The sequence below is a fragment of the Streptomyces odontotermitis genome (genome assembly GCF_050510915.1).
Classification (GTDB): Bacteria; Actinomycetota; Actinomycetes; order Streptomycetales; family Streptomycetaceae; genus Streptomyces.
In genome coordinates, this window is sequence record NZ_JBNJLS010000003.1 from 402,080 (window position 1) to 427,326 (window position 25,247).

Below are 25,247 nucleotides of genomic sequence, written 5' to 3' on the forward strand. Positions count from 1 at the left end.
ACGACAGCGGAGAAGTCACGACAGCGGAGAAGCCGCGGCAGCAGAGAGGTCACGGCAGCCGAATCCCCGGATCCATCCCACCCAGCGCCTGCGCGCACAGACAGCCCCGCTCACCCGTCGGCAGCGCGCCCACCGCGTCGAACAGCACGCCCCGCAGCCGGTCCACATTCGCCGAGAACACCCGCAGCACCTCGTCGTGCGAGACGCCCTCGCCGGTCTCCGCCCCCGCGTCCAGGTCCGTGACCAGGGTCAACGACGTGTAGCAGAGCTCGAGTTCGCGGGCCAGGATCGCCTCGGGGTGGCCCGTCATGCCGACCACCGACCAGCCCTGCGCTGCATGCCAGCGCGACTCGGCCCGGGTCGAGAACCGCGGGCCCTCGATCACCACGAGCGTCCCGCCGTCCACCGGCTCCCAGCCCCGCCCGCGCGCCGCCTTCAGTGCGGCCCCCCGCCCGACCGGGCAGTACGGGTCGGCCAGCGACACATGCACCACGTTCGGCTCGGTCCCGTCCGCGAGCGGCACCCCGTCGAAGTACGTCTGCGTACGGGACTTGGTGCGGTCCACGAGCTGGTCGGGCACCAGCAGAGTGCCCGGCCCGTACTCGGCGCGCAGCCCGCCCACCGCGCACGGTCCGAGCACCTGGCGCACCCCCACGGAGCGCAACGCCCACAGGTTCGCGCGGTAGTTGATGCGGTGGGGCGGCAGATGGTGGCCGCGGCCGTGCCGGGGCAGGAAGGCGACCCGCCGGCCCGCGACCTCGCCGAGGAAGAGGGAGTCGCTGGGTGCTCCGTAGGGGGTGTCCACCTGTATCTCGGTCACGTCCTCCAGGAACGAGTAGAAGCCCGAGCCGCCGATGACACCGATCTCCGCCTGCGCCGCGTTCGCCATGTCAGTCATGCCGAGCACAGTAGCCGGGCGGCACCAGGGCGCCGGAACGCCAAGGACCCCGCCGTCTCGTGACGGCGGGGTCTTCGGAAGAAGCGAGTGCGCTGCGCTTACGCGGCGGACGTGCTGGAGGAGCTGGACGACGAGCCGGAGGAGCCCGACGACGTGGAGGAGGACTTCGAGTCCGAGGACGAAGCCTTCTTGTCCGACGACGAGGACGACGTGGACGTGGAGGACGACGACGAAGCAGGCGAGCTGCTCGACGACGAGCCACGGCTGTCGTTGCGGTAGAAGCCGGAGCCCTTGAAGACGATGCCGACCGCCGAGAACACCTTCTTGAGGCGTCCGTTGCAGTTGGGGCACACGGTCAGGGCGTCATCGGTGAACTTCTGCACCGCCTCGAGGCCCTCGCCGCACTCGGTGCACTGGTACTGGTACGTCGGCACTTGCTTCCTCCTGGCACTCTCACTCGATGAGTGCTAACGACGGTCCATAGTGACGTATTCCGCGAGTTCAGTCCACCGTGACCGGAACTCGGTGACCCACGCCACGCGCCACCGTGCGCCCCGCGGGCCGCGGCACGAGCCGCGAACGCAGCGAGACGAGCACTACGAAGGCCAGGGCCGTACCGCCGAGCGGCACCAGGAATCCGGCGCCGTCCCAGAAGCCGTCCTCCAGCTGACCGGCGACCGTGACCCCGGCCGCCTGCCCGAGCGCGACCGCTCCGGTGAGCCAGGTGAAGGCTTCGGTGCGGCCGGTCGGCGGGACCAGGCTGTCGACCAGGGTGTAGCCGGTGATCAGTGCGGGAGCGATGCAGACGCCCACAAGGAGGCCGAGACCGGCGAGCAGCACCAAGGAGTGCGCGGCCCACAGGCCGGACGCCATCACGGTCAGCGCCGCGTACCCGACGACGAGGCGCCGCTGCGGGGCGACCTTCCAGGCCACGGCGCCGCACACGACTCCGGAGAGCATGTTGCCCGCCGCGAAGATGCCGTACAGAACGCCGTTCAGGCCGGGCTTGCCCATCGACTCCGTGAGGGCCGCGAGCGAGACCTGCATGCCGCCGAAGACGGCGCCGATCCCGAGGAACGTCACGATCAGGACGCGCACTCCGGGGATCCGCAGCGCCGAGACGTGCTCCACGCGCGCGTGCTCGTCGGATGCGGCCGACGCCGACCGCGAGGGCACCGGCTGGGAGCCCTTCTGCGCCGCGAACAGCAGGCCGCCCACCAGGGTCAGCGCGGCCTCGGTGAAGAGCCCGGCCGAGGGGTGGAGGCCGGTGCACAGCGCCGTCGCGAAGAGCGGGCCGAGGACGAAGGTCAGCTCGTCGGTGACCGATTCGAAGGCGACCGCAGTCTGGGCCAGGGGCGTGCCGTGCAGCTTGACGCTCCAGCGGGCCCGCACCATGGGGCCGATCTGCGGGGTCGAGGCACCGGCGGGCACGGCGGCCGCGAAGAGCGCCCACAAGGGGGCGTGGGAGAGCGCCAGGAGCGTCATGGCGAGCACGGACGCGGAGTGGATGAGGACGCCGGGCAGCAGCACGGCGCGCTGCCCGAACCGGTCGGCGAACTTGCCGCTGAAGGGCGCGAACAGCGCCATCGAGACGCCGGTGACGGCGGAGACGGCGCCCGCGATTCCGTAGGAGCCGGTGGTGTGCTGCACCAGCAGCACGATGGAGATCGTCAGCATCGCGAACGGCTGACGTGCGGCGAAGCCGGGGAGCAGGAACGTCCAGGCGCCGCGGGTGCGCAGCAGCTGTCCGTACCCCGGGCGGGACGACTTCGAGGTGACCGTGGATGCCACGGCCCGTGCCTTTCTGCCGCCTGGTAGCGCGCCTGTGCGGGGGCGCCGAGAGCTGTCCTCTTGCGCGGAACTGCGGTAGATACCGGGCCGCCCACTGCGAGGGCACCGCGGCCGCCATACGGTCGCGCCAGCTCTGCTTCAGGCAGAGTTGGTTCGATCTGGGTGCCTTCATCGTACAGGGAGCGGCCCTGTCGGGCCTGCGATTGCGAGAATCAGGGCGCACGTCACCTGGGATTGAACTCCTGGTAACCGCTACTTCGCGCCAGGAGACCTGCGTCCACGCTACTTCGCGCCAGAAGACCTGCCGGTCCCCGCTCCCTGGTCCCCGCCGCGCGGCCCGTTCCCCGCCCCCAGCCAGCCGGCCAGCTTGCCGCCCTGGGTGACCGCGCGCAGCCGCTGCTCGGCGGCGTCCCGCACGGGGTCGGTCGCCACCACGAGGAGCTCGTCCCCGCGCCGCAGGACCGTCGTCGGGGACGGCACGAAGGACGTCTCGTCGCGGACGACGAGGGTGACGGCGGCGCCCTTGGGCAGCCGAAGCTCGCCGACCTCGACGCCGTGCATCCGCGAGCCCTTGGGGATCGACACCGACAGGAGGTGCCCGCGCAGCCTCTCCAGGGGCGCCGATTCGATGCCCAGGTCGGCGGTCTCCGTGCCGTTGCCGAGCTCCAGCTTGCGGGCCAGCCAGGGCAGCGTCGGCCCTTGGATGAGGGTGTAGACGACCACGAGGACGAAGACGATGTTGAAGATCTTGGTGCTGTCCTCGACGCCGTTCACCATCGGGATGGTGGCCAGGATGATGGGCACGGCGCCGCGCAGCCCGGCCCAGGACATCAGCGCCTTCTCCTGCCAGGGCAGCCGGAACGGCAGCAGGCTGCTGAAGACGGAGAGCGGCCGCGCCACCACCGTCAGGACCAGGCCGATGACGAGGGCGGGCCAGGTGTCGTCGAGGAGGTCGTGCGGGGTGACCAGCAGGCCGAGCAGGACGAACATGCCGATCTGCGCGATCCAGCCGAGCCCCTCCGCGAAGCCCCGGGTGGCGGGCCAGTGCGGCAGCTTGGCGTTGCCGAGCACCATCGACGCCAGGTAGACGGCGAGGAAGCCACTGCCGTGCGCCATGGCGCCGGCGGCGTACGCGGTGACCGCGATGGCCATGACCGCGATCGGGTAGAGGCCGGAGGCGGGCAGTGCCACGTGCCGCAGGCCGTAGGCGCCGAGCCAGCCGACCGCGAGGCCGATCGCCGCACCGATGGCCAGCTCCAGGGCGATCTCGCCGATGAGCACGGACCAGTGGTCCACCGGCCCGGCCGTGGAGAACGCCACCACCAGGATCACGACGGGGGCGTCGTTGAACCCCGACTCCGCCTCCAGGACACCGGTCACGCGGGAGGGGAGCGGCACCTTGCGCAGCACGGAGAAGACCGCCGCCGCGTCGGTCGAGGAGACGACGGCGCCGATGATGAGCGCCTGGCGCCACTCGAGCCCGACCAGGTAGTGCGCGCCCGCCGCCGTGACGCCGACGCTGATCGCGACGCCGACGAGGGAGAGGACGGCGGCCGCGGGCAACGCGGGCTTGATCTCTTTCCACTTGGTGCCGAGGCCGCCCTCGGCCAGGATCACGACGAGTGCCGCGTAGCCGATGACCTGCGTCAGTTCGGCGTTGTTGAACGTGACGTTGCCGACGCCGTCCTGGCCTATCGCGATGCCGATGCCCAGGTACAGCAGCAGGCTCGGCAGCCCGCTGCGCGACGAGACGCGTACCGCGGCGACCGCGATGAGCAGCACGAGCGAGCAGACGAGCAGGAGCTGGTTGAGGTGGTGGACAGTCAGGGGCCGTTCCTTCCTCCGTCACGAGCCAGGTACTTCGTTACCTTACCTAATCGTTTACGTTTCCTTGACGCCGCCCCCCACATCTTCGAACGTGCATCCGTTGCCGGTTCCTGACTCCGCGTCCGGGCGCGCACTGCCCTGCGCCTACAGTTGCTCCAGCGCTCCCAGAGCCGCCCAGCCGACAGCACAGCCCGCCCTGCCGCTCGCGAAGGACAGCAAGGACAGCGATGCCCTCCAACACCAACGCCTCTTCCGGCCATAAGTCCGGCAAGAAGAAGGGGCGCCGAGCCCGACTCATCGTGATCGTCCTGGTCCTGGCCATCGTGGGGGGCATCGGCTTCGGCGCGTACTGGAGCATCAGCACGGTGCGTGCCTCCTTCCCGCAGACGAAGGGCACGATCAAGCTCGAGGGCCTCGCCGGCCCCGTCGACGTCAAGCGCGACGGCAACGGCATCCCGCAGATCTACGCCAACTCCGACGCCGACCTCTTCATGGCGCAGGGTTACGTCCAGGCGCAGGACCGCTTCTGGGAGATGGACGTACGCCGTCATATGACCTCCGGGCGGCTCTCCGAGATGTTCGGCAAGGGCCAGGTCAAGACCGATGAGTTCCTGCGCACCCTCGGCTGGCACCGGGTGGCGCAGGAGGAGTACGACTCCAAGCTCTCGCCGGAGACCAAGAAGTACCTCCAGGCGTACTCCAAGGGAGTCAATGCCTACCTGAACGGCAAGAGCGGCAAGGATCTCTCCGTCGAGTACGCGGCGCTGAGCTTCGAGAACGACTACGCGCCGCAGAAGTGGACGCCCGTCGACTCCGTGGCCTGGCTCAAGGCCATGGCCTGGGACCTGCGCGGCAACATGCAGGACGAGATCGACCGTTCTCTGATGACGAGCCGCCTCGGCCCGAAGCAGATCGACGACCTGTACCCGGCGTACCCGTACAAGCGGAACAAGCCGATCGTCCAGGAGGGCGCCTACAACAGCGCCACGAAGTCCTACGACGACAAGGCCACGGGCACCCAGGGCGCCTCCACGGGCGGTGCGGCGGGCACCGGGCTCGCGGGCAACACCCAGGCGCCCAGCGGCCTCCAGTCGCAGCTCTCGGGCCTCTCCAAGATCCTGGAGAGGGTCCCCTCCGCGGGCCTCGGCCCGAACGGCAACGGCATCGGCTCCAACTCCTGGGTGGTCTCCGGGGACCACACCATCACCGGCAAGCCGCTGCTCGCCAACGACCCGCACCTGGCGCCCCAGCTGCCGTCGGTCTGGTACCAGATGGGCCTGCACTGCCGCTCGGTCTCCGCGAACTGCCAGTACGACGTCTCCGGGTACACGTTCTCCGGGATGCCGGGCGTGGTCATCGGCCACAACAAGGACATCGCCTGGGGGATGACCAACCTCGGCGCGGACGTGACCGACCTCTACCTGGAGAAGTTCAGCGGGGACGGCTACCAGTACGACGGCAAGACGCTGCCCTTCAAGACCCGCGAGGAGACCATCAAGGTCGCCGGCGGCAGTCCCAAGAAGATCACCGTCCGCGAGACCAACAACGGTCCCCTGGTGTCCGACCGTGACGACGAGCTGGTCAAGGTCGGCAAGAAGGCCACCGTCGACACCGCGGCCCCCGACCGGGGCGACGGCTACGGAGTCGCGCTGCGCTGGACCGCGCTCTCCCCGGGCCGCTCCATGGATGCCGTCTTCGAGCTGAACAAGGCCAAGGACTGGCAGGAGTTCCGCAAGGCGGCCGCCTCCTTCGAGGTGCCTTCGCAGAACCTGATCTACGCCGACACCAAGGGCAACATCGGCTACCAGGCTCCCGGCAGGATCCCGGTCCGCGGCAAGGGCGACGGGGCGCTCCCCGCGCCCGGCTGGGACTCCGCCTACAAGTGGACCAAGTACATCCCGCAGGACGCCCTGCCGTACGAGTACAACCCGAAGCGCGGCTACATCGTGACCGCCAACCAGGCCGTGGTCGACCCGGACAAGTACCCGTACAAGCTCACCTCGGACTGGGGCTACGGAGCGCGCAGCCAGCGCATCGACGACCTCATCAAGTCGAAGATCAAGAACGGCGGCAAGGTCTCCACCGAGGACATGCGCCTCATGCAGATGGACAACAGCAGCGAGATCGCCAAGCTGCTCACGCCCTACCTGCTCAAGATCGACGTCTCGGACGACAAGTACGTCCGTGAGGCGCAGAAGCTCCTGGAGGGCTGGGACTACACCCAGGACGCCGACTCGGCGGCCGCCGCGTACTTCAACGCGGTCTGGCGCAGCCTCCTGAAGCTCGCCATCGGCAACAAGCTCCCCAAGGAGCTGCGCGTCAAGGGGCAGTGCCTGAACGTCGAACCGGCCGGCAACACCGGACCGGCGGACGAGGACCGCAAGGTGCGCGAGTGCGGCGAGCGCGACGCCGACTCGGCCCAGCCGGACGGCGGCGACCGCTACTTCGAGGTCATCCGCAAGATCCTCAAGGAGGAGAAGAACGACTGGTGGAAGTCGCCCAAGACCCGTCTCGACGGTGAGACCAAGACCCGTGACCAGCTGCTCAAGCGGGCCATGGCGGACGCCCGCTGGGACCTGACGGCCAAGCTGGGCAAGGACGCCGACACGTGGAGCTGGGGCCGTCTGCACCGCCTCACGCTGAAGAACCAGACGCTCGGCACCGAGGGCCCCGGCTGGCTCCAGTTCATCCTCAACCGCGGCCCCTGGAACCTCGGCGGCGGCGAGGCGGCGGTCAACGCCACCGGCTGGAACGCGGCGGGCGGCTACGGAGTGCAGTGGGTGCCGTCGATGCGGATGGTGGTGAACCTGGAGGACCTCGACAAGTCCAAGTGGATCAACCTCACCGGCGCCTCCGGGCATGCGTACAGCGCGCACTACACCGACCAGACGGGCAAGTGGGCCAAGGGCGAACTCCTGCCCTGGGCCTACTCGAAGGACGCCGTCGACAACAGCACGAGCGACACGCTGGTGCTCACGCCCGACAGCTAGCCGTCCGGTGACTCCGCAACTGGCCCTCCACGCGCGCGTGGAGGGCCAGTTGAGCTTTCAGGGGGCGCCTCAGGGCCTGAAGGGGCAGTTCGTGTCAGCCGAAGCGCCGTACCCCCGCGGGCGTCACCACGGCGCGCACCGGCCGGTCGTGCGCCTCCGCGGGGACGTGGGCGACCACTTCGGAGTCGTAAAGAAGCACGACGAGCGCGGGATCGACGCCCTCGCGCTCCAGCCGTGCGAGCACCCGGTCGTACGAGCCGCCGCCGCGTCCGAGCCGCATCCCGCGCCCGTCCACCGCGAGCCCCGGCAGCAGCACGACGTCCGCCTCCAGGACGGCGTCCGGCCCCAGGGACGGCCCCGAGGGCTCCAACAGCGCCATCTTTCCGGCATGTTGTACGCGCACGAGTGAGCCCTCGCCGTCGTACGTCCCCCAGTCCAGGTCGTTGTCAGGGAGCAGCACGGGCAGCAGGACACGTGTCCCGCGCGCGTGGAGGGCGTCCAGGAGGGCCCGGGTGCCGGGCTCGCCGCCCACCGAGACATACGCGGCGACGGTGTCCGCACCGGCCAGTTCCGGCAGCTCCAGAGCCCGTTCGGCGAGAACCACGGCGGCCTTCTGTGCGTCATCCTCAGTCAACCGGCGTCTTACCGCGAGGACTTCCGCGCGCAATGTCTTCTTGGTTGCCTTGCCGGACGCGGCCTGATCCGTCACGTCGCCCCCTGTGTGATCCATAGCGAACTCACAAACCCTTCCTAGTTGGCCCATACCAGAGCCAATGTTCCGGAGCCACAGATTCCGCACATAGGCACCGGTTATGGTTACGGCATGACTGAGTCTCGCCCCCCACGGATCACCAAGGCTGTCATTCCGGCAGCCGGTCTCGGCACGCGTTTCCTGCCCGCCACCAAGGCCACTCCGAAGGAGATGCTGCCGGTCGTCGACAAGCCGGCGATCCAGTACGTGGTCGAGGAGGCCGTCGGCGCGGGCCTCGATGACGTCCTCATGATCACGGGTCGCAACAAGCGCCCCCTGGAGGACCACTTCGACCGCAACTACGAGCTGGAGTCGGCCCTCCTGAAGAAGGGCGACGAGGCCCGCCTCGCCAAGGTCCAGGAGTCCAGCGACCTGGCGACCATGCACTACGTCCGCCAGGGCGACCCCAGGGGTCTCGGTCACGCCGTGCTGTGCGCGGCCCCGCACGTCGGCCACGAGCCGTTCGCCGTCCTCCTCGGCGACGACCTGATCGACCCCCGCGACCCGCTGCTCGCGCGCATGGTCGAGGTCCAGGAGCGGCACGGCGGCAGCGTCATCGCGCTCATGGAGGTCGCGCCCGAGCAGATCCACCTCTACGGCTGCGCGGCCGTGGAGCCCACGGCCGACGGCGACGTCGTGAAGGTGACCGACCTGGTCGAGAAGCCGGACGCGGCGGACGCGCCCAGCAACTACGCGATCATCGGCCGCTATGTCCTGGACCCCCACGTCTTCGACATACTGCGCAAGACCGAGCCGGGCCGCGGCGGCGAGATCCAGCTCACGGACGCCCTCCAGCAGCTCGCGGCCGACGAGAAGGTCGGCGGCCCGGTGCACGGCGTCGTCTTCAAGGGCCGCCGCTATGACACCGGTGACCGGGGCGACTATCTGCGTGCCATTGTCAGACTCGCGTGCGAACGTGAAGACCTGGGCCCCGACTTCCGGACCTGGCTTCGCAGTTACGTCACCGAGGAGATGTAGCACCTTGAGCAGCGCGACCCCGCACCACCCCGGTCAGGACCACCTCTGGTCGGTGGACGAGCACCTGGACGACATCCTCGCGACCGTCCGCCCGCTCGAGCCCATCGAGCTCCAACTCCTCGACGCCCAGGGCTGCGTCCTCGTCGAGGACGTCACGGTGCCGGTCTCGCTGCCCCCCTTCGACAACAGCTCCATGGACGGGTACGCGGTGCGGGTCGCCGATGTCGCGGGCGCGAGCGAGGAGTTCCCCGCCGTCCTGACCGTCATCGGTGACGTGGCCGCGGGCCAGGGCGAGCAGCCCACGGTCGGCCCCGGCCAGGCCGCCCGGATCATGACCGGCGCCCCGCTGCCGCCCGGCGCCGAGGCCGTCGTCCCCGTGGAGTGGACCGACGGCGGCCTGGGCGAGGGCCCCGTCTCCGGGATGCGCGCCCACAGCGCCGCCCCCGAGGGCGCCTCCGGAGAGGTCCGCGTGCACCGCCCGGCGGAGTCCCGCGCCCATGTCCGCGCGCGGGGCAGCGACGTCCAGGCGGGCGACCGCGCCCTGTCGGCGGGCACGGTGCTCGGGCCACCGCAGGTCGCCCTCCTCGCCGCGATCGGCCGCGGCACCGTGAAGGTGCGCCCGCGCCCGCGCGTGGTGGTGCTCTCCACGGGTTCCGAACTGGTCCAGCCCGGCGAGGAGTTGGCGGACGGCCAGATCTACGACTCGAACAGCTTCGCCCTCACCGCCGCCGCCCGCGACGCCGGGGCGATCGCCTACCGCGTGGGCGCGGTGGCCGACGACGCCGAGACGCTGCGCGCCACCATCGAGGACCAGCTGATCCGCGCCGACCTCATCGTCACCACCGGCGGCGTCAGCGTCGGCGCGTACGACGTGGTGAAGGAGGCCCTCACCGCCATCGGCGACCCCGACGACGAGGAGGGCATCGGCGCGGGCAGCGGCGTCGAGTTCCGCAAGCTCGCCATGCAGCCGGGCAGGCCGCAGGGCTTCGGCTCCATCGGCCCCGACCACACCCCGCTGCTCGCCCTGCCGGGCAACCCCGTCTCCTCGTACGTCTCGTTCGAGATCTTCGTCCGCCCCGCCGTGCGCACCCTGATGGGCCTGCCCGAGGTCCACCGCCCCACCGCCCGCGCGGCCCTGACGACCGACAAGGCGCTGACCTCCCCCTCCGGAAAGCGCCAGTTCCTGCGCGGCCGGTACGACGCGGAGGCGGGCACTGTCGCCCCCGTCGGCGGCTCCGGATCGCACCTCATCGCCGCCCTCGCGCACGCGGACGCGCTGATCGTCGTCCCCGAGGACACCACGTCGGTGGAGCCGGGAGCGGACGTCGAAGTGGTGCTGCTCGGCTGACGCCCCCTCCCGCGCGGTACCGTGTCGCGCACAACAGGCCCCGCGTGCCGCGCCACCAGGGGCCCGGACCGGGAGCGCCACAGCACATGAGTACGCAGCAGCGACTGACGCACATCGACGAAGCGGGCGCAGCCCGCATGGTCGACGTATCCGAGAAGGACGTGACCGCGCGCACCGCCCGCGCCAGCGGCCGCGTCCTCGTCTCCCCCCGCGTGATCGAGCTGCTGCGCGGCGAGGGGGTCCCCAAGGGCGACGCCCTGGCCACCGCGCGGATCGCGGGCATCATGGGCGCCAAGCGCACCCCCGACCTGATCCCGCTCTGCCACCCGCTGGCCGTCTCCGGAGTGAAGCTCGACCTCTCCGTGGCGGACGACGCCGTGGAGATCCTCGCCACCGTGAAGACGACGGACCGCACGGGCGTCGAGATGGAGGCCCTCACCGCGGTGAGCGTCGCGGCCCTCACCGTCATCGACATGGTGAAGGCCGTCGACAAGGGCGCCGTCATCACCGACGTACGGGTGGAGGAGAAGACCGGCGGCAAGTCCGGCACGTGGAGCCGCGAAGGAGCCGGAGCATGAGCGCGCCCTACCGCGCCCTCGTCGTGACGGCCTCGAACCGCGCGGCGGCCGGGGTCTACGAGGACAAGGGCGGCCCGATCATCGCCGAGGGCCTCAGGAAGCTCGGCTTCGAGGTCGAGGGGCCCCAAGTCGTCCCGGACGGCGACCCGGTGGAGCAGGCCCTGCGCGCGGGCGCCGAGGCCGCGTACGACGTCATCCTGACCACCGGAGGCACCGGCGTCTCACCCACCGACAAGACGCCGGAAGCCACGCGCCGCGTCATCGACCACGAGGTCCCCGGCATCCCCGAGGCGATCCGCGCCTACGGCCGCGAGAAGGTCCCGACGGCGGTGCTCTCACGCGGCCTCGCCGGAGTCGCGGGCCGCACCCTGATCGTCAACCTGCCGGGCTCGACCGGTGGCGTACGGGACGGCCTCGCCGTCCTGGAGCCCCTGTTGACGCACGCCGTCGACCAGCTGCGGGGCGGCGACCACCCCAGGCCGGACGGGCCCGCCGGGGGTGCGAGCTGAACACGCCCTCCTGGCCCGTCGAGCTGCGGGACGGCGACATCGCCCTCCGCCCCATAAAGATGCGCGACCAGCGGGCCTGGCGTGAGGTCAACCGGCGCAACAGGGACTGGCTGCGCCCCTGGGAGGCGACCATCCCGCCGCCCACGCCCAGCGGCCCCGTCGCCCACCGCCCGACGTACCGTCAGATGGTCCGCCACCTGCGCGCGGAGGCCAACGCCGGGCGCATGCTGCCCTTCGTCATCGAGTACCAGGGCCGCCTGGTCGGGCAGTTGACGGTCGCCGGGATCACCTGGGGCTCGATGTGCTCGGGCCACGTCGGCTACTGGGTCGACGAGTCGGTGGCGGGGCGCGGAGTGATGCCCACGGCGGTGGCGCTCGCGGTCGACCACTGCTTCAGGACCGTCGGTCTGCACCGCATCGAAGTCTGCATTCGGCCGGAGAACGGGCCGAGCCGCCGGGTCGTCGAGAAACTCGGATTCCGCGAAGAGGGACTGCGTCCACGCTATCTCCACATCGACGGAGCCTGGCGCGACCATCTCGTGTTCGCGCTCACCGCGGAAGAGGTGCCGGAAGGGCTGCTGCGCCGCTGGCACCAGGCACGACCCCGAAAGACGGCCTAGACCGGTACGTGTCCCGACCCAAATAAAATAAGTGTTCGAAATTGATCGCTGAACGACCGTCTCGAAGCCGCCTGAGCCATTAAATTCGCCGTCTCGGCGGCCTGTTGATCGCATCAGTCACAAAAAAAGTTCGAGATATCAGCCAGATCGTGCGACACACCGGCCCAATTGGCAGATGGCCTCACGCAAACCCCTCTACCGTGTGAGGCGTGAGCAGCAGCGGCCTCATCTACGCAGTCATCGTCGGGGCCTGGGCCGCCTACTTGGTGCCGATGTGGCTCCGTAGGCAGGACGAGCTCAATGAAGCCCGTCCGACGGAACGCTTCAGCACCGCCATCCGGCTGCTGTCCGGACGGGCGGGGATGGAGCGCCGATACGCCAAGGACCTGCAAGCGCGCTCGCCTGAAGAGGGGGAGTCGCGCGGCGACCCGGACGACGCCACCGGTTCGGTGGACGTCCGGGCCTTTGCCGCGCCTCCGTCCCGGCAGGAAGCGCGTCCCGAAGCGCGGGCCGACGTGCGGGCCGAAGTGCCGCACGAGGAACGCGCCGAGCCGCCCGCCGAGGAGCGGGCCAGGCCCAAGTCCCAGGAGCGGCACGGGCACCAGGGGCAGCAGGCACAGCACGGGCAGCAGCACGGGCAGCAGGGGCAGTCGGTGTCCGGCAGACGCGTCAGTCCGGCGGAGGCCGCCGCGCGCGCCCGGCGCTCGAAGGTGCTCGCGCGCCGTCGGCGCACGACTGTGATGCTGTTCCTCGCCTTCACGCTGGGCGCGATCGTCGCCGCTGTCGGCGGGCTCGCGTTCCTCTGGGCGCCCGCCGCGCCCGCTCTCCTGCTGAGCGCGTACATCGTGTACCTGCGCGGGCAGGAGCGGCGTCGCTTCACGTACACGATGGACCGGCGCCGGGCCGAGGTCGCGGCGCAGCGGCTGCGGGAGCGCGAACGGCAGCCGCGCAGGCGGGTGTCGGCGACGGAGCCGGTCGCGGCGGACGAGGCGGAGGAGGGACCGGTGGCCGAGACGGAGACCGGGCTCTCCGCGCTCGCCGCCGACCGTCGTGCCCTCGTCGAGCAGACCGACCACGCGGAGTGGGTCGACCAGCAGCGTGAGCGGCAGCGCGGTCCGGGGCGCGGTGACAGCTGGGACCCGGTGCCCGTGCCGCTGCCGACGTATGTGACCGCTCCGGTCGCCCCGCGTGCCACCGGGTCGGTGGACCTCGGTGCTCCCGATGCCTGGAGTTCGGCGCGGTCCAGCACGGTGGAGCCGACTGCGGCGGCCGACGCCGGTGCCGGTGCCGCGGCTTCCGGTGCCGAGCAGCGGAAGGCCGGGGAGGCCGGAGGTGCTGGAGGTGCCGTCGGTGACGGCGGTGCTGGAGGCGCTGGAAGTGCCGGAAGTGCTGGAAGTGCTGGGAGTGCTGAGGGGGGCGACGTGGACGGTGCGGACGGTGTGAGTGGTGGGCGTAGTGATGCGCGGCGGGCCGCCTCCGCGCGGCGGGCCCGCGAGCGGGGCCGCACCCCGCTGTTCGACCAGTACGCCGACGGCGACCGGCCGCGTGCGGCCAACGAATGAGCGAGCGAATGAGCGGTCGGCGAGCGGTGTGTGAGAGGTCGTGAGGTCCGCCGTCCTGACCAGCCAGGAACGGATTTCCAAGCACCCGGATGGGGATGCTAGAGTTTCACTCGTTGCAAGGGCCTGTGGCGCAGTCCGGTAGCGCACCTCGTTCGCATCGAGGGGGCCAGGGGTTCAAATCCCCTCAGGTCCACTGCACAAGAGATCCCGTCCGATCATTCTGATCGGGCGGGATTTCGTCGTTTCCGGGTGGGGTGGAGGACCTGATGGTGAACGGCACGGTGGTCGTGAGCGGGGTCACGCTTCGGTATGACGACCATGGGCCCGAGGCGGGGGTGCCCGTCGTCCTCGTGCACGGGCATCCGTTCAACCGGACGCTGTGGGCGCCACAGGCCGAGGCGCTCGCCGCGGCCGGGTACCGGGTGATCGTGCCCGATCTGCGGGGGTACGGGGAGAGCGAGGTCGTGCGGGGGAAGGTGCTGCTCGGGGACTTCGCCGATGACATCGCGGGGCTGCTCGACCGGCTCGGTCTGGAGCGGGTCGTGATCGGTGGGGTCTCCATGGGCGGGCAGATCACGATGGAGTTCCAGCACCGGTATCCGGAGCGGGTGCGGGGGCTCGTGCTCTGTGACACCTCGCCCGTCGCCGAGACCGAGGAGGGCCGTGCCTTCCGCAACGGCCTCGCGGACCGGCTGCTCGCGGAGGGGATGGGCGGGTACGCGGACGAGGTGATCGACAAGATGATCGCGCCCGCCAGCGTGGTCGCGCTGCCGGAGGTCGCGGCGCACGTCCTCGGGATGATGCGCGACACCGATCCGGAGGGTGCCGCGGCGGCGCTGCGGGGGCGGGCCGAGCGGCGCGATCACCGCGACACCCTTGCCGGGGTCCGGGTGCCCACGCTGATCGTGGTCGGCGCGGATGACGTCTATACGCCGGTCGTCGACGCGGAGTCGATGCGCGAATTGATTCCGCATGCGGTGCTCGTCGTGGTCGAGGGGGCGGGGCATCTGCCCAACCTGGAGCGGGCGGAGCGGGTGAGCGCGGAGTTGGTGGGGTTCCTCGGTGGGGTGGCGGTGTCGTCTTCGCCCGGTGAGCGGTGAGCGGTGAGCGGTGAGCGGTGAGCAGTGAGCGGTGTGCAGTGAGTGTGAGCGGTGACCTGGTGACGCACTGTCCGTCGTCGGTGGGGCGGGGTGGGGACGCGGCGGTATGTCCGTCCTCGAAACGCCTCGGGCGCCGGACGGGTACGCGAGTACTGGCTTGGGTTGCTTGCTGTACTGCGGGCGGACATACCGCCGCGTCCCCACCCCTTGCGCCGTCGCCCGTCTGCCGGTTGTGGGGCTTCTTGGGCCGTGCGAGCCGGGTCAGGGCTGGGTGGGCCAGTTCTCCAGGAGGGTGTGGAGGGCTTCCACCGTGCGGTTCCAGGAGGTCTGGATGTTGCGGGGGTGGGCGAAGCTGCCTGTGGCTTCGAGGCTGATGTAGCCGTGGAGGGTGCTGCGGAGGAGGCGGACCGCGTCGGTGAGGTCGGGTTCGGTCAGGCCGTAGCCGCGGAGCAGGCCGTAGGTGATGTCGATGGTGCGGTGGAAGGCGGGGGAGGTCGCTGCGGCTGAGGGGTCCAGGGGGATCTGGGTCGCGGCGTAGCGGCCGGGGTGGGCCTGGGCGTAGGCGCGGTAGGCGCCCGTGTACGCGATCAGGGCGTCCTTGCCGGTGCGGTCCGCCACCGCGTCCGCGATCAGGTCGATCTTCTCGCTCGCGGCGAGGAGCGCGACGCGGGTGCGCAGGTCGGCGAGGTTGCGGACGTGGGAGTACAGGCTCGCGTCCTTGACGCCGAAGCCGCGCGCGAGGGCCGAGACGGTGACCTTGTCGAAGCCGATCTCGTCCGCCAGGTCGGCGGCCGCCTCGGTCACGCGCGCCGCCGTGAGGCCGGCTCGGGCCATGGAGTCGTCTCCTTGGGGGGAAGGGGAGGGGCTGTGGCTGTGGTGGGGGCAATCTATCGAGGGGCTTCTCGGTGGATTCTCGTCGGGTGGGTTATTTGTCCGTATAGATACATTTAGTGCATGCAGTGCCCTGGTCCGTTCAAGAGAAGTGCCGCCGTCGTGTGTGGAGCCGTGCTCGCCGTTCCTCTGGTGGGGGGCTGTGCGGAGCCGGGCGGGCTGAAGGTCGAGGGGGCCGCGCTGCGGCCGTCGAAGGTCAGCGGGCCCGTCTATGTGGCCGATGCCATGGGGCAGCCGTTGCAGCGGCCGCTCGTCGTGGGGCTCACCGAGGCCGTGTCCATGTCCGGGCTGAGCTGGAAGGACTGGGGCGGGCCGACCGCGCGGGCGACGGGGAAGCTCAGCGGGAGCTGGTGCATTCCGGGGTGTGCCAAGAATCCGTACGACGCGACGCTGACGCTCAGCGGTCTGGAGCAGCAGGAGCGGGTGGCGTACTACCGGCGGGCGACCGTCGAGGCGAAGAACCCGGAGGAGCTGCCGCCGAGCGCCGTCAATGTGCAGCTCCAGGGCATCCGGCTGCTCGTCCCGGAGTTCTGAGCGCGCCATGGGACTCCGTACGAAGATCGGGCTCGCCATCGCGGGGACCGCGGCTGTGGTCTCCGTGGTGATGGGGCTCCTGGTGCACCACCGGACGGTCGAGGCGCAGTACGCGAGTGCGCGCAGTCAGATCGGGGACCGGCTGCAGACGGCGGTGCAGGACCATGCGGCCGGTGTGGATGGTGATCGCACGCTCATCGATCCGCCGGATCTGCCGAAGCCGCTGGCCGAGGCGGTGCGGCAGGGCAAATGGGGGGTCTATCTCGACCGCGGGCCGAAGGTGCCGCAGATCTGGGCCGCCAGTAAGTACGGCAAGGAGGTCGTGGCGCTGAAGCGGCCGTATCAGCGGGAGGCCGAGACCGTGCGGGATCTGGACCGGGTGCTGTGGCTCGCCGGCGGTTTCGGGACGGGGCTCGCGTGTGTGGCCGGGCTCGTCGTGGCGACGCGGCTCGGGCGGCGGCTCAAGGTGAAGGCGGGGGCGGCGCAGCGGATCGCGGAGGGGGATCTGACGGCCCGCCTGCCGCTGCGCGGCAAGGACGAGATCACCCAGCTGGCGGCTGCGGTGAACACGATGGCCGATGCGCTCGCCGGGCGGCTGCAGGCGGAGCGGGAGGTCACGGCGAACATCGCGCATGAGCTGCGTACGCCGGTGGCGGGGATGGTCACGGCTTCGGGGCTGTTGCGGGAGGGGCGGGCCGAGGAGCTCGTACGGGGGTCGGTCCGGCGGCTGAGCGAGCTGGTGGACGACGTCATCGAGGTGGCCCGCCTCGACACGGCCACGCAGGAGGTGCGGACCGAGGTGTGTGAGCTCGGGTCGCTGGTGCGGCGGTCGGTGGCGGGGGTGGCCGGCGAGGCGGAGGGGGTGCCGGAAGGGGTCACTGTGCGGGTGGTGCGGGACGTGCGGGTGGAGACGGATCCGCGGCGGGTGGAGCGGATCGTGGCGAACCTCGTCAGCAACGCGCTGCGGCATGGGCGGGCGCCGGTGTCCGTGGAGGTCGACGGGGGTGTGGTGCGGGTGCGGGACTGTGGGAGCGGGTTTCCGGAGGCGCTGTTGTCCGGGGGGCCGCAGCGGTTTCGCACCGGGGGTGGGGAGCGGGGGGTGGGGCTGGGGCTCGGGCTGACGATTGTGCAGGGGCAGGCGCGGGTCCTGGGGGCGGGGGTTCGGTTCGCCAATGAGTCCGGTGCGCTGGTGGAGGTTGATCTTCGGGGGGCTGTTGTGGGGGAGTGAGGGCCCGTCCCGGCCTGGGGGCTGTTGTCGGGGTGCTCCCTGGACTCTTGGGATCTTGGGTTCTTGGCTTTTGGGCTCTTGGGCTCTGGGGTGTTGCCGTTGCTGTTCAGGGTGCTCGCCGTCGTGGCGTTGTGCCCACCCGTTCCGCCGTGCGGAACGCCTGCCCACAACGGGGGCGGCTGCCTGTCACGGGGACGCCCGTCCGTCACGGGGGCGGCTGCCCGTCACGGGGGCGGCTGCCCGCAACCGGGGCGGCTGCCCGCAACCGGGGCGGCTGCCTGTCATGGGGTCGCCTGCCTGTAACGGGGGCGGCTCCCCGTCACGGGGGCGGCTGCCTGTCACGGGGGCGGCTGCCCGCAACCGGGGCGGCTGCCCGCAACCGGGGTGGCTGCTCATGGCGGGGGTGGCCACGTGGCTCGCCTGGGTGGGGTTAGAGGGGCTTGGCGTAGCAGCGGCTCAGGGGTTCGTGGCGGTAGAGGCCGAATTTGGGGCAGGGGGTGTAGCCCGTGGAGGTGTAGAGGGCTATGGCCTCCGGCTGCTTGGTGCCTGTTTCGAGGACCATGCGGGTGCGGCCCGCCGCGCGCGCGTCCTCTTCCAGCGCCGCGAGGATGCGGCGGGCCAGGCCGAGGCCGCGGGCCTCCGGGGTGACGTACATGCGCTTGATCTCGGCGTCGCCGTCCGAGTAGCCCTCGTCGTTCTCGTCCTGGGTGCGCCAGCCGCCCGTCGCGACGGGGGTGCCCCGGCCGTCGTACGCGATGAGGTACAGGCCGCGCGGGGGCACGAACATCATCGGGTCGAGGGGGGTGGCGTCGCCCTCGTCGCCGTAGCGCTCCGCGTACTCCAGCTGGACGCGGTCGTTCAGGGTGATCGCGTCGGGGTCGCCGAAGGAGGCGGTGCGCAGGGATACGGAGGGGGTGGTCATGTCGTGCATCGTATTTCCGTGCGTGGGGAGAGGGTGGTGCGGGCCGCGTGGGGCTGTTCCAGTGTGCCGGTATCGTGCCCTGATGCTCACAGTGACCAGCGTGAATGTGAACGGGCTGCGTGCCGCCGCCAAGAAGGGGTTCGTCGAGTGGCTCGTTGAGACCGCCGCCGACGTCGTCTGCCTGCAGGAGGTGCGGGCCGAGCCGCAGCAGCTGCCCGCGGACGTGCGGGAGCCGAAGGGGTGGCACGTCGTGCACGCCCCGGCCGCGGCCAAGGGGCGCGCGGGGGTCTCGCTCTACACGCGCCGGGAGCCGGAGCGGGTGCGGATCGGCTTCGGGTCCGAGGAGTTCGACGGGAGCGGGCGGTATGCGGAGGTCGATCTGCCCGGCGTGACCGTCGCCAGCCTGTATCTGCCCTCGGGGGAGGTCGGCACCGAGCGGCAGGACGAGAAGGAGCGGTTCATGGCCGAATTCCTCGTCTACTTGCGGGAGTTGAAGGCCAAGGCCGCCGCCGACGGCCGTGAGGTCGTGGTGTGCGGGGATTGGAATATCGCGCACCAGGAGGCGGACCTCAAGAACTGGAAGGGGAACAAGAAGAACGCCGGGTTCCTGCCGGAGGAGCGGGCCTGGCTGGGGGAGGTCTTCGAGGAGTACGTGGACGTGGTGCGGGGGCTGCATCCGGATGTCGAGGGGCCCTATTCCTGGTGGTCGTACCGGGGGCGCGCCTTCGACAACGACACGGGCTGGCGCATCGACTACCACGTGGCGACGCCCGGGCTCGCGGAGCGCGCGGTCAAGGGGTTCGTGGAGCGGGCGGCGAGCCATGCGGAACGGTGGTCGGATCACGCGCCGGTGACGGTGGTTTACGAGATGTGACATCGTGCCCCGTGTCCGAGGCCCGGGTGACCTCCGGGTAACTGGCTTGTGTACGGGGGTAGTTGATGTCGGCGTTGACGGGGATGCGGCGTGCGCGCGTGGCGGCCGCGGGGCTCGTGCTGGGTGGGCTGCTTGCCGCCGGGTGCGGGGGCGAGGCGGAGAGTGGTGCCGGGAAGGGCGGTGGCGGGAAGAGCGGTGGTGCGGGGGACGGGGTCGTCGCGCGGGACGCGGAGGGTGCGCGGGACGCGGAGGGCGCGCGGGATGCGGAGGGTGCGCAGGAAGCCGCGGTGCCCGGAGGCGTCATCATCACCGGATCGAGGGCCGGGGGGAGGGAGCGGGCGGCCCTCGTCGCCTTCAAGCCGGGGCAGCGGGTCTGGGACCCGAAGCGCAACCCGGCGGGTGTCGCCTGGACCTTCGATCCGCGCAAGGTCGCGGGATACGGCGACCTGGACCCCAAGCGCACCTGGCCGAACGGGCCGAACGAGGCGAAGACCTACCAGGTCGGCTCCGAGACCTGGGTGGCCACCGTGTCGGGGCGGGGCTTCCTGGGCGTGGTCAAGTACGGGACCGGCAAGCGGGTCTGGGGAGCGAGGCTGGCCGCGGCCTATCACCCGCACAGCATCGAACTGCTGCCCAGCCGCGAGGTGGCGGTCGCCTCACCGGGCGATGACCGGGGGAACGCTCCGGGAGGCAGGAACGTCTGCCTCTTTCCCCGTGGAGGGACGAAGGCCCGGTGCGTGACGCTGAAGTCCGCGCACGGGGTGCACTGGGACAGCCGGCGCAAGCGGCTGTGGGCGCTCGGCAACACGGAGCTGGCCGCCTACCGCATCGACCGGTCGGCCCCGGGGCGTCCCGCACTCGTGAAGGACGGGGCGCTCAGTGTCAGCACGCCCTGGCCCGCGGGGCACGACCTGATGCCCGTGCAGGGCAACCCGGACCGGCTGTGGGTGGTCACGGGCAGCTTCGTGTTCCAGTACGACGTTGGCGGGCGGGAGTTCTTCGGGCCGAAGGTGAAGCCGGGTGACCAGCGGCGGCCGTACCCCGGCGTCGACAAGGTCAACGCGCGGGGCGTCAAATCCCTGAGCTCCGCGCCGGGCACCGGGCGGGTGCTGCGCAACGTGACGGTCGGGGGGACTGATCAGCTGTCCCGCGTGGCCACGTTCCACCTGCCGGAGGGGGCCGCGCGCACGCCGAAGTACGACGGGAAGCCGTACGACTTCTACAAGGCCCGCTGGGTCACGCCCCGCGTTCTCGGTCGCTGAGCCTGCGGTCCAGGGCCATCGACAGCTCCGCCTCCACCACGCTCTTCGCGAGGGGGCGGAGCTTGTCCATGTCCTCGGACGCCGTCTCGGGCAGGTGGCTGTCCAGCATCGTCAGGAACAACTCCGCCAGTACGTCGGCGTGTTCGCGCACCCGCTGTCCCGCCTCCAGGACCGCAGAGAGCGGAACTCCCTTGCGGACGAGGGTGGCCGACGCCTCCAGGAGGCGCCGGCTGATGTGCACGATCTCGTCGCCGTCGGTGCCGAGATAGCCGAGGTCGAGCGCCGCCGCGAGGTTCTCCGGGGTGACCTCGCCCGCGAAGTGGTCCGCGAGCTCCTCGGGGGTGAGGCGGACCGGGGTCTCCTCGCTGGGCGCGCCCATGCCGAGGAGTTCGCCGACGTCGCGGCCGTTCTCGAACGCCTCGGTCAGGGAGGCGATGCCGGTCAGGGTGTGGCCGCGCTCCAGGAGGGCGGCGATGGTGCGCAGGCGGGCCAGGTGGTGCTCGTCGTACCAGGCGATGCGGCCCTCGCGGCGGGGTGGCGGGATGAGGCCGCGCTCGCGGTAGAAGCGCACGGTGCGCACCGTGATGCCGGCCTCCCTGGCCAGCTCCTCCATGCGGTACTCGCGGATGCCGGTCCCGCTCCCGGTCCCGTTCCCGGTGTCCGCGCTCCGGTCCGCCCCTTGGTCTGCCACGTGGGAAGCCTATGTTGTACCGCCGGTAACTTTCCCCTTCCCGACCCCTACCCATGAGTACGAGGCTGCTCTACCCTCCCAATTGCGCCAGTGGTTACTGGCAGAGTCGTGGGTACTTCGGGAGGCGGCGGCATGGCCGAGACTGAACACGTGCGGGTGGCGGTGATCGGGTCCGGATTCGGCGGGCTCGGGGCAGCGGTCCGGCTGCGCCGCGAGGGCATCACCGACTTCGTCGTCCTGGAGCGGGCCGGGGCCGTCGGCGGCACCTGGCGCGACAACAGCTACCCCGGCTGCGCCTGTGACGTCCCCTCGCACCTCTACTCCTTCTCCTTCGCGCCCAACCCCGACTGGCCGCGCACCTTCTCCGGCCAGGAGCACATCCAGGAGTACCTGGAGCACGTCGCCGACACCTTCCGGCTGCGCCCGCACATCCGGCTGAACACCGAGGTGACGCAGCTGCGTTGGGACACCGGGAACCTGTGGTGGGAGGTGGAGACGGGCAGCGGCGAGACCCTCCACGCGGACGTCGTCGTGTCCGCCACCGGGCCGCTCTCCGACCCCAAGCTGCCGGAGATCCCGGGGCTCGACGCCTTCCCCGGCAAGGTCTTCCACTCCGCGCGCTGGGACCACGACTACGACCTGCGCGGCAAGCGCGTCGCCATGGTCGGCACCGGGGCCTCCGCCATTCAGATCGTGCCGTCCATCCAGCGCGAGGTCGGCCGGCTCACCCTCTTCCAGCGCACCCCGCCGTGGGTGCTGCCGCGCGTGGACCGGCCCATCACCGGGCCCGAGCGCTGGCTGCACCGGCAGCTGCCGTTCACCACCAAGGCGCGGCGCGGACTCCTGTGGGGCATACGGGAGTTGCAGGTCCAGGCGTTCACCAAGCGGCCCGACGAGCTGGGTCTGGTCGAGCAGCTGGCCAAGCGGAACATGGCGCGCGCCGTGAAGGACCCGGTCCTGCGGGACAAGCTGACGCCGGACTACCGCATCGGCTGCAAGCGGATACTCCTGTCCAATACCTACTACCCGGCCCTTGCCCAGCCGAATGTGGACGTCGTCGCGAGCGGGCTCGCCGAGGTGCGGGGCTCCACCGTCGTCGCGACCGACGGCAGCGAGGCCGAGGTCGACGCGATCATCTTCGGTACGGGGTTCCACGTCACCGACATGCCGATCGCGGAGCGCGTCGTGGGCGCCGCCGGGCACACGCTGATGGCGGACTGGAAGGAAGGGATGAAGGCGCTGCGCGGCGCGACGGCCGCCGGGTTCCCCAACTTCATGACGATCATCGGCCCCAACACCGGTCTCGGCAACTCCTCGATGATCCTGATGATCGAGGCCCAGCTGAACTATCTCGCCGACTACATGCGGCAGTTGGACGTCCTCGGGGGCAGGACGGCCCTCGATCCGCGGCCCGGCGCCGTGACCGCCTGGAACGACCGGGTGCAGCAGCGCATGGAGCGCACCGTGTGGAACACGGGCGGCTGCAACAGCTGGTACCTGGACGAGAGCGGCGTCAACACAACGCTGTGGCCGGGCACCACCACGGAGTTCCGGGGTGCGGTGCGCCGGGTCGACCTCGCGGAGTACGAGGTGATCAGGGCCGCGAAGAAGCCGGTGGCCGACGCCCCGGCCAAGGAGTCCGCCCCGGCCGAGGAGTCCGCCCCGGCCGAGGAGTCCGCCCCGGCGAAGGAGTCCACCCCGTCCCGTAAGGCCAAGAGCGCGAGCAAGAAGGTGGAGGCCGGGGCATGAGCAGGCTGATGCATGTGACCAGCGGGCCGTACGCGCCGCCCGTCCCCGTGCGGGAGGTGACCGCGGTCTCGGCCGACGCCGCCCGCATCCACGTCGAGGTGCACGGACCCGTCGACGATCCGGCCGCCCCCGCCGTCGTCCTCGCGCACGGATGGACCTGCTCGACCGCGTTCTGGGCGGCGCAGGTGCGGGCGCTCGCCGCCGGGCACCGTGTGATCACGTACGACCAGCGGGGGCACGGCCGCAGCGCCGCGCCGCTCGGCCCCTCCGCGTACAGCGTGCGGACGCTCGCCGACGACCTGGAGGCGGTGCTCGCGGCGACGCTCGAGCCGGGCGAGCAGGCCGTGGTCGCCGGGCACTCCATGGGCGGCATGACGATCATGGCGGCGGCGCGGCGGCCGGTGTTCCAGGAGCACGCGGCGGCGGTCCTGCTGTGCAGCACGGGCAGCGCGCGCCTCGTCGCGGAGTCCCGCGTGGTGCCGCTGCGGTCCGGGCGGCTGCGGACGCGGGTCACCCGGTCGGTGCTCGGGTCGCGGGCGCCGCTCGGGCCCGTGACGCCGCTCGCCAGGCGGATCCTCAAGTACGCGACGATGGGCCCCGGTTCGGCCCCCGACAAGGTCGAGGCGTGCGCGCGGATCGTGCACGCCTGTCCGCGACGGGTGCGGTACGGCTGGTCGCACGTCCTCGACGAGCTCGAACTCGACGCGGAGGTCACGCAGTTGACGGTGCCGGCGGCCGTGGTGGTCGGCAGCGAGGACCGGATGACTCCCGTCGTGCACGCGCGGCGCCTCGTCCAGCTGCTGCCGAACTGCCTGGGCCTCACCGAGCTCGCGGGCCTCGGCCACATGACGCCGATCGAGGCGCCCGAAGCGGTCACGGAGCAGATCGCCGAACTCGTCGACACCTATGTGCGCGTACGGCACGCGCAGCACGTGAAGGAGGGCGCATGAGCAAGGTCAGCCTTGAAGGTCAGGTCGCGGTCGTCACGGGGGCCGCACGCGGGGTCGGCGAACTCCTCGCCCGCAAGCTGTCGGCGCGGGGCGCGAAGGTCGCCCTGGTCGGCCTGGAGCCGGACGAGCTGAAGCAGGTCGCGGCGCGGCTGCACACCGACAGCGACTACTGGCACGCCGACGTGACCGACCACGTGGCGATGGCGGGGGTCGCGCAGGAGGTCAAGGAGCGGTTCGGGAAGGTCGACATCGTCGTCGCCAACGCCGGTGTGGCCAACGGCGGTCCGTTCGTGGAGTCCGACCCGGTCGCGTGGCGGCGCGTCATCGAGGTGAACCTGATCGGGTCCGCCGTGACCGCGCGGGCGTTCCTGCCGGTGCTGATGGAGTCGCGGGGGTATCTGCTGCAGATCGCCTCGCTCGCCGCGATCACCCCGGCGCCGATGATGACCGCGTACTGCGCGTCGAAGTCGGGCGTCGAGGCGTACGCGCACTCGCTGCGTGCCGAGGTCGGCTACAAGGGGGTGCGGGTCGGCGTCGGGTATCTGTCGTGGACCGACACGGACATGGTGCGGGGTGCCGACCAGGACGACGTGATGCGGGAGTTGCGGCAGCGGCTGCCGTGGCCGTCCAACAAGACGTATCCGCTGGGCCCCGCGGTGGACCGGATCGTGGCGGGGATCGAGCGGCGGTCGGCGCATGTGTACGCGCAGTGGTGGCTGCGCGGCATGCAGGGCATGCGGGGGTACTTGCCGGGGATCATCGCCACTGTCGGGCAGCGGGAGATGCGGAGGTTCGAGCCGCGGCTGGGGAGTGTGTCCACCGGCCTTGTGGGGGCCGGTGGGTCCGCCGACGAGTCGGTGCGCGGCGGGAGTTGAGGCTTCCCGGGCGACGAGGAGAGGGGCACCCGGGTAACCCGGGTGCCCCTCTCCCGTGCGGCACAGCGCAGCGTCAGGCGTCGTAGTCCTGGTCGAACTTGTCCTGAGCCTCCTGCGCCGCCCGCTGGGCCGAGTCCGGCGCCTGGTCCTGGGCCTGCGAGGCACGCTCGCCGGCCTCGTCCCGCGCCTGCGAGGCGCGTTCGCTCGCCTCGTCCTTCGCGCCGCCCATGGCCTGCGAAGCCTTGTCGCGGAGCTGGTCGGCCTTGTCGTTGAACTGGTCCTTGATGCCCATGCGGTTCACTCCTAGAGGGTGAGGTTG

At 71.1% G+C, this 25,247-nt stretch carries 24 protein-coding genes and 1 tRNA gene; 16 read left to right on the plus strand and 9 right to left on the minus strand.

Annotated features, from left to right (window positions below; genetic code table 11):
- Nucleotides 1-49 precede the first annotated feature (49 nt).
- From ACQB60_RS12575 to ACQB60_RS12590, 4 genes are all read right to left on the minus strand, one after another.
- Entirely contained in the window at nucleotides 50-889 is an 840-nt protein-coding gene (locus ACQB60_RS12575) for an S-methyl-5'-thioadenosine phosphorylase (protein ID WP_496926174.1), read from the minus strand.
- A 107-nt stretch (nucleotides 890-996) separates the two neighbouring features.
- Nucleotides 997-1,332 (minus strand): FmdB family zinc ribbon protein, encoded by a 336-nt coding sequence (locus ACQB60_RS12580; RefSeq protein WP_496925997.1) that lies wholly within the window; start codon nucleotides 1,330-1,332, stop codon nucleotides 997-999.
- A gap of 67 nt (nucleotides 1,333-1,399) precedes the next feature.
- Nucleotides 1,400-2,689, minus strand: coding sequence for an MFS transporter (locus tag ACQB60_RS12585; protein ID WP_496925998.1), 1,290 nt, complete (start codon nucleotides 2,687-2,689; stop codon nucleotides 1,400-1,402).
- A 282-nt stretch (nucleotides 2,690-2,971) separates the two neighbouring features.
- Complete coding sequence (locus ACQB60_RS12590; protein ID WP_496926175.1) at nucleotides 2,972-4,516, minus strand: potassium/proton antiporter; 1,545 nt, start codon at nucleotides 4,514-4,516, stop codon at nucleotides 2,972-2,974.
- Nucleotides 4,517-4,743: 227 nt separating this feature from the next.
- On the opposite strand from ACQB60_RS12590, the gene ACQB60_RS12595 reads away from it, so the two are divergent.
- Nucleotides 4,744-7,506, plus strand: a complete 2,763-nt coding sequence (locus ACQB60_RS12595; RefSeq protein WP_496925999.1) for a penicillin acylase family protein — start codon at nucleotides 4,744-4,746, stop codon at nucleotides 7,504-7,506.
- Nucleotides 7,507-7,600: 94 nt separating this feature from the next.
- Here ACQB60_RS12595 and ACQB60_RS12600 read toward each other — a convergent pair whose 3' ends face one another.
- Nucleotides 7,601-8,236 carry a 5-formyltetrahydrofolate cyclo-ligase gene (locus ACQB60_RS12600; RefSeq protein ID WP_496926000.1) on the minus strand — a complete coding sequence of 212 codons (636 nt, stop codon included), beginning with the start codon at nucleotides 8,234-8,236 and terminating at the stop codon, nucleotides 7,601-7,603.
- 93 nt (nucleotides 8,237-8,329) lie between these two features.
- Between ACQB60_RS12600 and galU the strand changes: the two genes are divergently transcribed.
- The 8 genes from galU to ACQB60_RS12640 all read left to right on the plus strand — a co-directional run bounded on the left by galU (nucleotide 8,330) and on the right by ACQB60_RS12640 (nucleotide 14,952).
- Nucleotides 8,330-9,235 carry a UTP--glucose-1-phosphate uridylyltransferase GalU gene (galU, locus tag ACQB60_RS12605; protein WP_496926001.1) on the plus strand — a complete coding sequence of 302 codons (906 nt, stop codon included), beginning with the start codon at nucleotides 8,330-8,332 and terminating at the stop codon, nucleotides 9,233-9,235.
- A 4-nt stretch (nucleotides 9,236-9,239) separates the two neighbouring features.
- Complete coding sequence (gene glp / locus ACQB60_RS12610) at nucleotides 9,240-10,583, plus strand: molybdotransferase-like divisome protein Glp (RefSeq protein ID WP_496926002.1); 1,344 nt, start codon at nucleotides 9,240-9,242, stop codon at nucleotides 10,581-10,583.
- A gap of 86 nt (nucleotides 10,584-10,669) precedes the next feature.
- On the plus strand, nucleotides 10,670-11,161 hold the full coding sequence (gene moaC, locus ACQB60_RS12615) for a cyclic pyranopterin monophosphate synthase MoaC (protein ID WP_496926003.1): 492 nt from the start codon (nucleotides 10,670-10,672) through the stop codon (nucleotides 11,159-11,161).
- Complete coding sequence (locus ACQB60_RS12620; protein ID WP_384840393.1) at nucleotides 11,158-11,670, plus strand: MogA/MoaB family molybdenum cofactor biosynthesis protein; 513 nt, start codon at nucleotides 11,158-11,160, stop codon at nucleotides 11,668-11,670. Before moaC ends, ACQB60_RS12620 begins: the two co-directional genes overlap by 4 nt.
- Nucleotides 11,667-12,290, plus strand: a complete 624-nt coding sequence (locus tag ACQB60_RS12625) for a GNAT family N-acetyltransferase (protein ID WP_384840724.1) — start codon at nucleotides 11,667-11,669, stop codon at nucleotides 12,288-12,290. The genes ACQB60_RS12620 and ACQB60_RS12625 overlap by 4 nt, the downstream gene beginning before the upstream one ends.
- A gap of 209 nt (nucleotides 12,291-12,499) precedes the next feature.
- Nucleotides 12,500-13,852, plus strand: a complete 1,353-nt coding sequence (gene sepX / locus ACQB60_RS12630; protein ID WP_496926004.1) for a divisome protein SepX/GlpR — start codon at nucleotides 12,500-12,502, stop codon at nucleotides 13,850-13,852.
- Between the two features lie 119 nt (nucleotides 13,853-13,971).
- A tRNA-Ala gene (locus ACQB60_RS12635) sits at nucleotides 13,972-14,045 on the plus strand.
- Nucleotides 14,046-14,118: 73 nt separating this feature from the next.
- Nucleotides 14,119-14,952 (plus strand): alpha/beta fold hydrolase, encoded by an 834-nt coding sequence (locus ACQB60_RS12640; RefSeq protein ID WP_496926005.1) that lies wholly within the window; start codon nucleotides 14,119-14,121, stop codon nucleotides 14,950-14,952.
- A gap of 261 nt (nucleotides 14,953-15,213) precedes the next feature.
- On the opposite strand, the gene ACQB60_RS12645 is transcribed toward ACQB60_RS12640, so the two are convergent.
- Nucleotides 15,214-15,786, minus strand: coding sequence for a TetR/AcrR family transcriptional regulator (locus tag ACQB60_RS12645; RefSeq protein ID WP_496926006.1), 573 nt, complete (start codon nucleotides 15,784-15,786; stop codon nucleotides 15,214-15,216).
- Between the two features lie 171 nt (nucleotides 15,787-15,957).
- On the opposite strand from ACQB60_RS12645, the gene ACQB60_RS12650 reads away from it, so the two are divergent.
- Nucleotides 15,958-16,377 carry a hypothetical protein gene (locus ACQB60_RS12650; RefSeq protein WP_496926007.1) on the plus strand — a complete coding sequence of 140 codons (420 nt, stop codon included), beginning with the start codon at nucleotides 15,958-15,960 and terminating at the stop codon, nucleotides 16,375-16,377.
- A gap of 7 nt (nucleotides 16,378-16,384) precedes the next feature.
- Entirely contained in the window at nucleotides 16,385-17,605 is a 1,221-nt protein-coding gene (locus tag ACQB60_RS12655; RefSeq protein ID WP_496926008.1) for an ATP-binding protein, read from the plus strand.
- 430 nt (nucleotides 17,606-18,035) lie between these two features.
- On the opposite strand, the gene ACQB60_RS12660 is transcribed toward ACQB60_RS12655, so the two are convergent.
- Nucleotides 18,036-18,527, minus strand: a complete 492-nt coding sequence (locus tag ACQB60_RS12660; RefSeq protein ID WP_496926009.1) for a GNAT family N-acetyltransferase — start codon at nucleotides 18,525-18,527, stop codon at nucleotides 18,036-18,038.
- A gap of 82 nt (nucleotides 18,528-18,609) precedes the next feature.
- Between ACQB60_RS12660 and ACQB60_RS12665 the strand changes: the two genes are divergently transcribed.
- Together ACQB60_RS12665 and ACQB60_RS12670 are read left to right on the plus strand one after the other, a co-directional pair.
- Complete coding sequence (locus ACQB60_RS12665; RefSeq protein WP_496926010.1) at nucleotides 18,610-19,401, plus strand: exodeoxyribonuclease III; 792 nt, start codon at nucleotides 18,610-18,612, stop codon at nucleotides 19,399-19,401.
- A gap of 65 nt (nucleotides 19,402-19,466) precedes the next feature.
- Nucleotides 19,467-20,663 carry a DUF6528 family protein gene (locus ACQB60_RS12670; RefSeq protein ID WP_496926011.1) on the plus strand — a complete coding sequence of 399 codons (1,197 nt, stop codon included), beginning with the start codon at nucleotides 19,467-19,469 and terminating at the stop codon, nucleotides 20,661-20,663.
- Here ACQB60_RS12670 and ACQB60_RS12675 read toward each other — a convergent pair.
- Nucleotides 20,638-21,276: a MerR family transcriptional regulator gene (locus ACQB60_RS12675; RefSeq protein WP_496926176.1), complete on the minus strand. Its 639-nt coding sequence runs from the start codon at nucleotides 21,274-21,276 to the stop codon at nucleotides 20,638-20,640. The two genes, ACQB60_RS12670 and ACQB60_RS12675, sit on opposite strands and share 26 nt — an antisense overlap.
- A 210-nt stretch (nucleotides 21,277-21,486) precedes the next feature.
- Here ACQB60_RS12675 and ACQB60_RS12680 point away from each other — a divergent pair, with 210 nt between their 5' ends.
- From ACQB60_RS12680 to ACQB60_RS12690, 3 genes are read left to right on the plus strand one after another with little or no spacing between them, the layout of a single operon-like run.
- Nucleotides 21,487-23,103 (plus strand): flavin-containing monooxygenase, encoded by a 1,617-nt coding sequence (locus ACQB60_RS12680; protein WP_496926012.1) that lies wholly within the window; start codon nucleotides 21,487-21,489, stop codon nucleotides 23,101-23,103.
- Entirely contained in the window at nucleotides 23,100-24,053 is a 954-nt protein-coding gene (locus ACQB60_RS12685; protein WP_496926013.1) for an alpha/beta fold hydrolase, read from the plus strand. The genes ACQB60_RS12680 and ACQB60_RS12685 overlap by 4 nt, the downstream gene beginning before the upstream one ends.
- A complete protein-coding gene (locus ACQB60_RS12690; protein ID WP_496926014.1) occupies nucleotides 24,050-24,928 on the plus strand; it encodes an SDR family oxidoreductase in 879 nt (292 codons plus the stop codon). Before ACQB60_RS12685 ends, ACQB60_RS12690 begins: the two co-directional genes overlap by 4 nt.
- Before the next feature lie 73 nt (nucleotides 24,929-25,001).
- On the opposite strand, the gene ACQB60_RS12695 is transcribed toward ACQB60_RS12690, so the two are convergent.
- Nucleotides 25,002-25,220 carry a hypothetical protein gene (locus ACQB60_RS12695; RefSeq protein ID WP_496926015.1) on the minus strand — a complete coding sequence of 73 codons (219 nt, stop codon included), beginning with the start codon at nucleotides 25,218-25,220 and terminating at the stop codon, nucleotides 25,002-25,004.
- Nucleotides 25,221-25,247: the final 27 nt, after the last annotated feature.

What these genes read in the sequence shown, in the direction of transcription:
- ACQB60_RS12575 (WP_496926174.1), bottom strand. Translation starts at nt 889, where the DNA reads ATGGCGAACGCGGCGCAGGCGGAGATCGGTGTCATCGGCGGCTCGGGC.
- ACQB60_RS12595 (WP_496925999.1), top strand. Translation starts at nt 4,744, where the DNA reads ATGCCCTCCAACACCAACGCCTCTTCCGGCCATAAGTCCGGCAAGAAG.
- ACQB60_RS12600 (WP_496926000.1), bottom strand. Translation starts at nt 8,236, where the DNA reads ATGGATCACACAGGGGGCGACGTGACGGATCAGGCCGCGTCCGGCAAG.
- galU (WP_496926001.1), top strand. Translation starts at nt 8,330, where the DNA reads ATGACTGAGTCTCGCCCCCCACGGATCACCAAGGCTGTCATTCCGGCA.
- moaC (WP_496926003.1), top strand. Translation starts at nt 10,670, where the DNA reads ATGAGTACGCAGCAGCGACTGACGCACATCGACGAAGCGGGCGCAGCC.
- ACQB60_RS12620 (WP_384840393.1), top strand. Translation starts at nt 11,158, where the DNA reads ATGAGCGCGCCCTACCGCGCCCTCGTCGTGACGGCCTCGAACCGCGCG.
- ACQB60_RS12640 (WP_496926005.1), top strand. Translation starts at nt 14,119, where the DNA reads ATGGTGAACGGCACGGTGGTCGTGAGCGGGGTCACGCTTCGGTATGAC.
- ACQB60_RS12645 (WP_496926006.1), bottom strand. Translation starts at nt 15,786, where the DNA reads ATGGCCCGAGCCGGCCTCACGGCGGCGCGCGTGACCGAGGCGGCCGCC.
- ACQB60_RS12655 (WP_496926008.1), top strand. Translation starts at nt 16,385, where the DNA reads ATGGGACTCCGTACGAAGATCGGGCTCGCCATCGCGGGGACCGCGGCT.
- ACQB60_RS12660 (WP_496926009.1), bottom strand. Translation starts at nt 18,527, where the DNA reads ATGACCACCCCCTCCGTATCCCTGCGCACCGCCTCCTTCGGCGACCCC.
- ACQB60_RS12665 (WP_496926010.1), top strand. Translation starts at nt 18,610, where the DNA reads ATGCTCACAGTGACCAGCGTGAATGTGAACGGGCTGCGTGCCGCCGCC.
- ACQB60_RS12670 (WP_496926011.1), top strand. Translation starts at nt 19,467, where the DNA reads ATGTCGGCGTTGACGGGGATGCGGCGTGCGCGCGTGGCGGCCGCGGGG.
- ACQB60_RS12675 (WP_496926176.1), bottom strand. Translation starts at nt 21,276, where the DNA reads ATGGAGGAGCTGGCCAGGGAGGCCGGCATCACGGTGCGCACCGTGCGC.
- ACQB60_RS12680 (WP_496926012.1), top strand. Translation starts at nt 21,487, where the DNA reads ATGGCCGAGACTGAACACGTGCGGGTGGCGGTGATCGGGTCCGGATTC.
- ACQB60_RS12685 (WP_496926013.1), top strand. Translation starts at nt 23,100, where the DNA reads ATGAGCAGGCTGATGCATGTGACCAGCGGGCCGTACGCGCCGCCCGTC.
- ACQB60_RS12690 (WP_496926014.1), top strand. Translation starts at nt 24,050, where the DNA reads ATGAGCAAGGTCAGCCTTGAAGGTCAGGTCGCGGTCGTCACGGGGGCC.
- ACQB60_RS12695 (WP_496926015.1), bottom strand. Translation starts at nt 25,220, where the DNA reads ATGGGCATCAAGGACCAGTTCAACGACAAGGCCGACCAGCTCCGCGAC.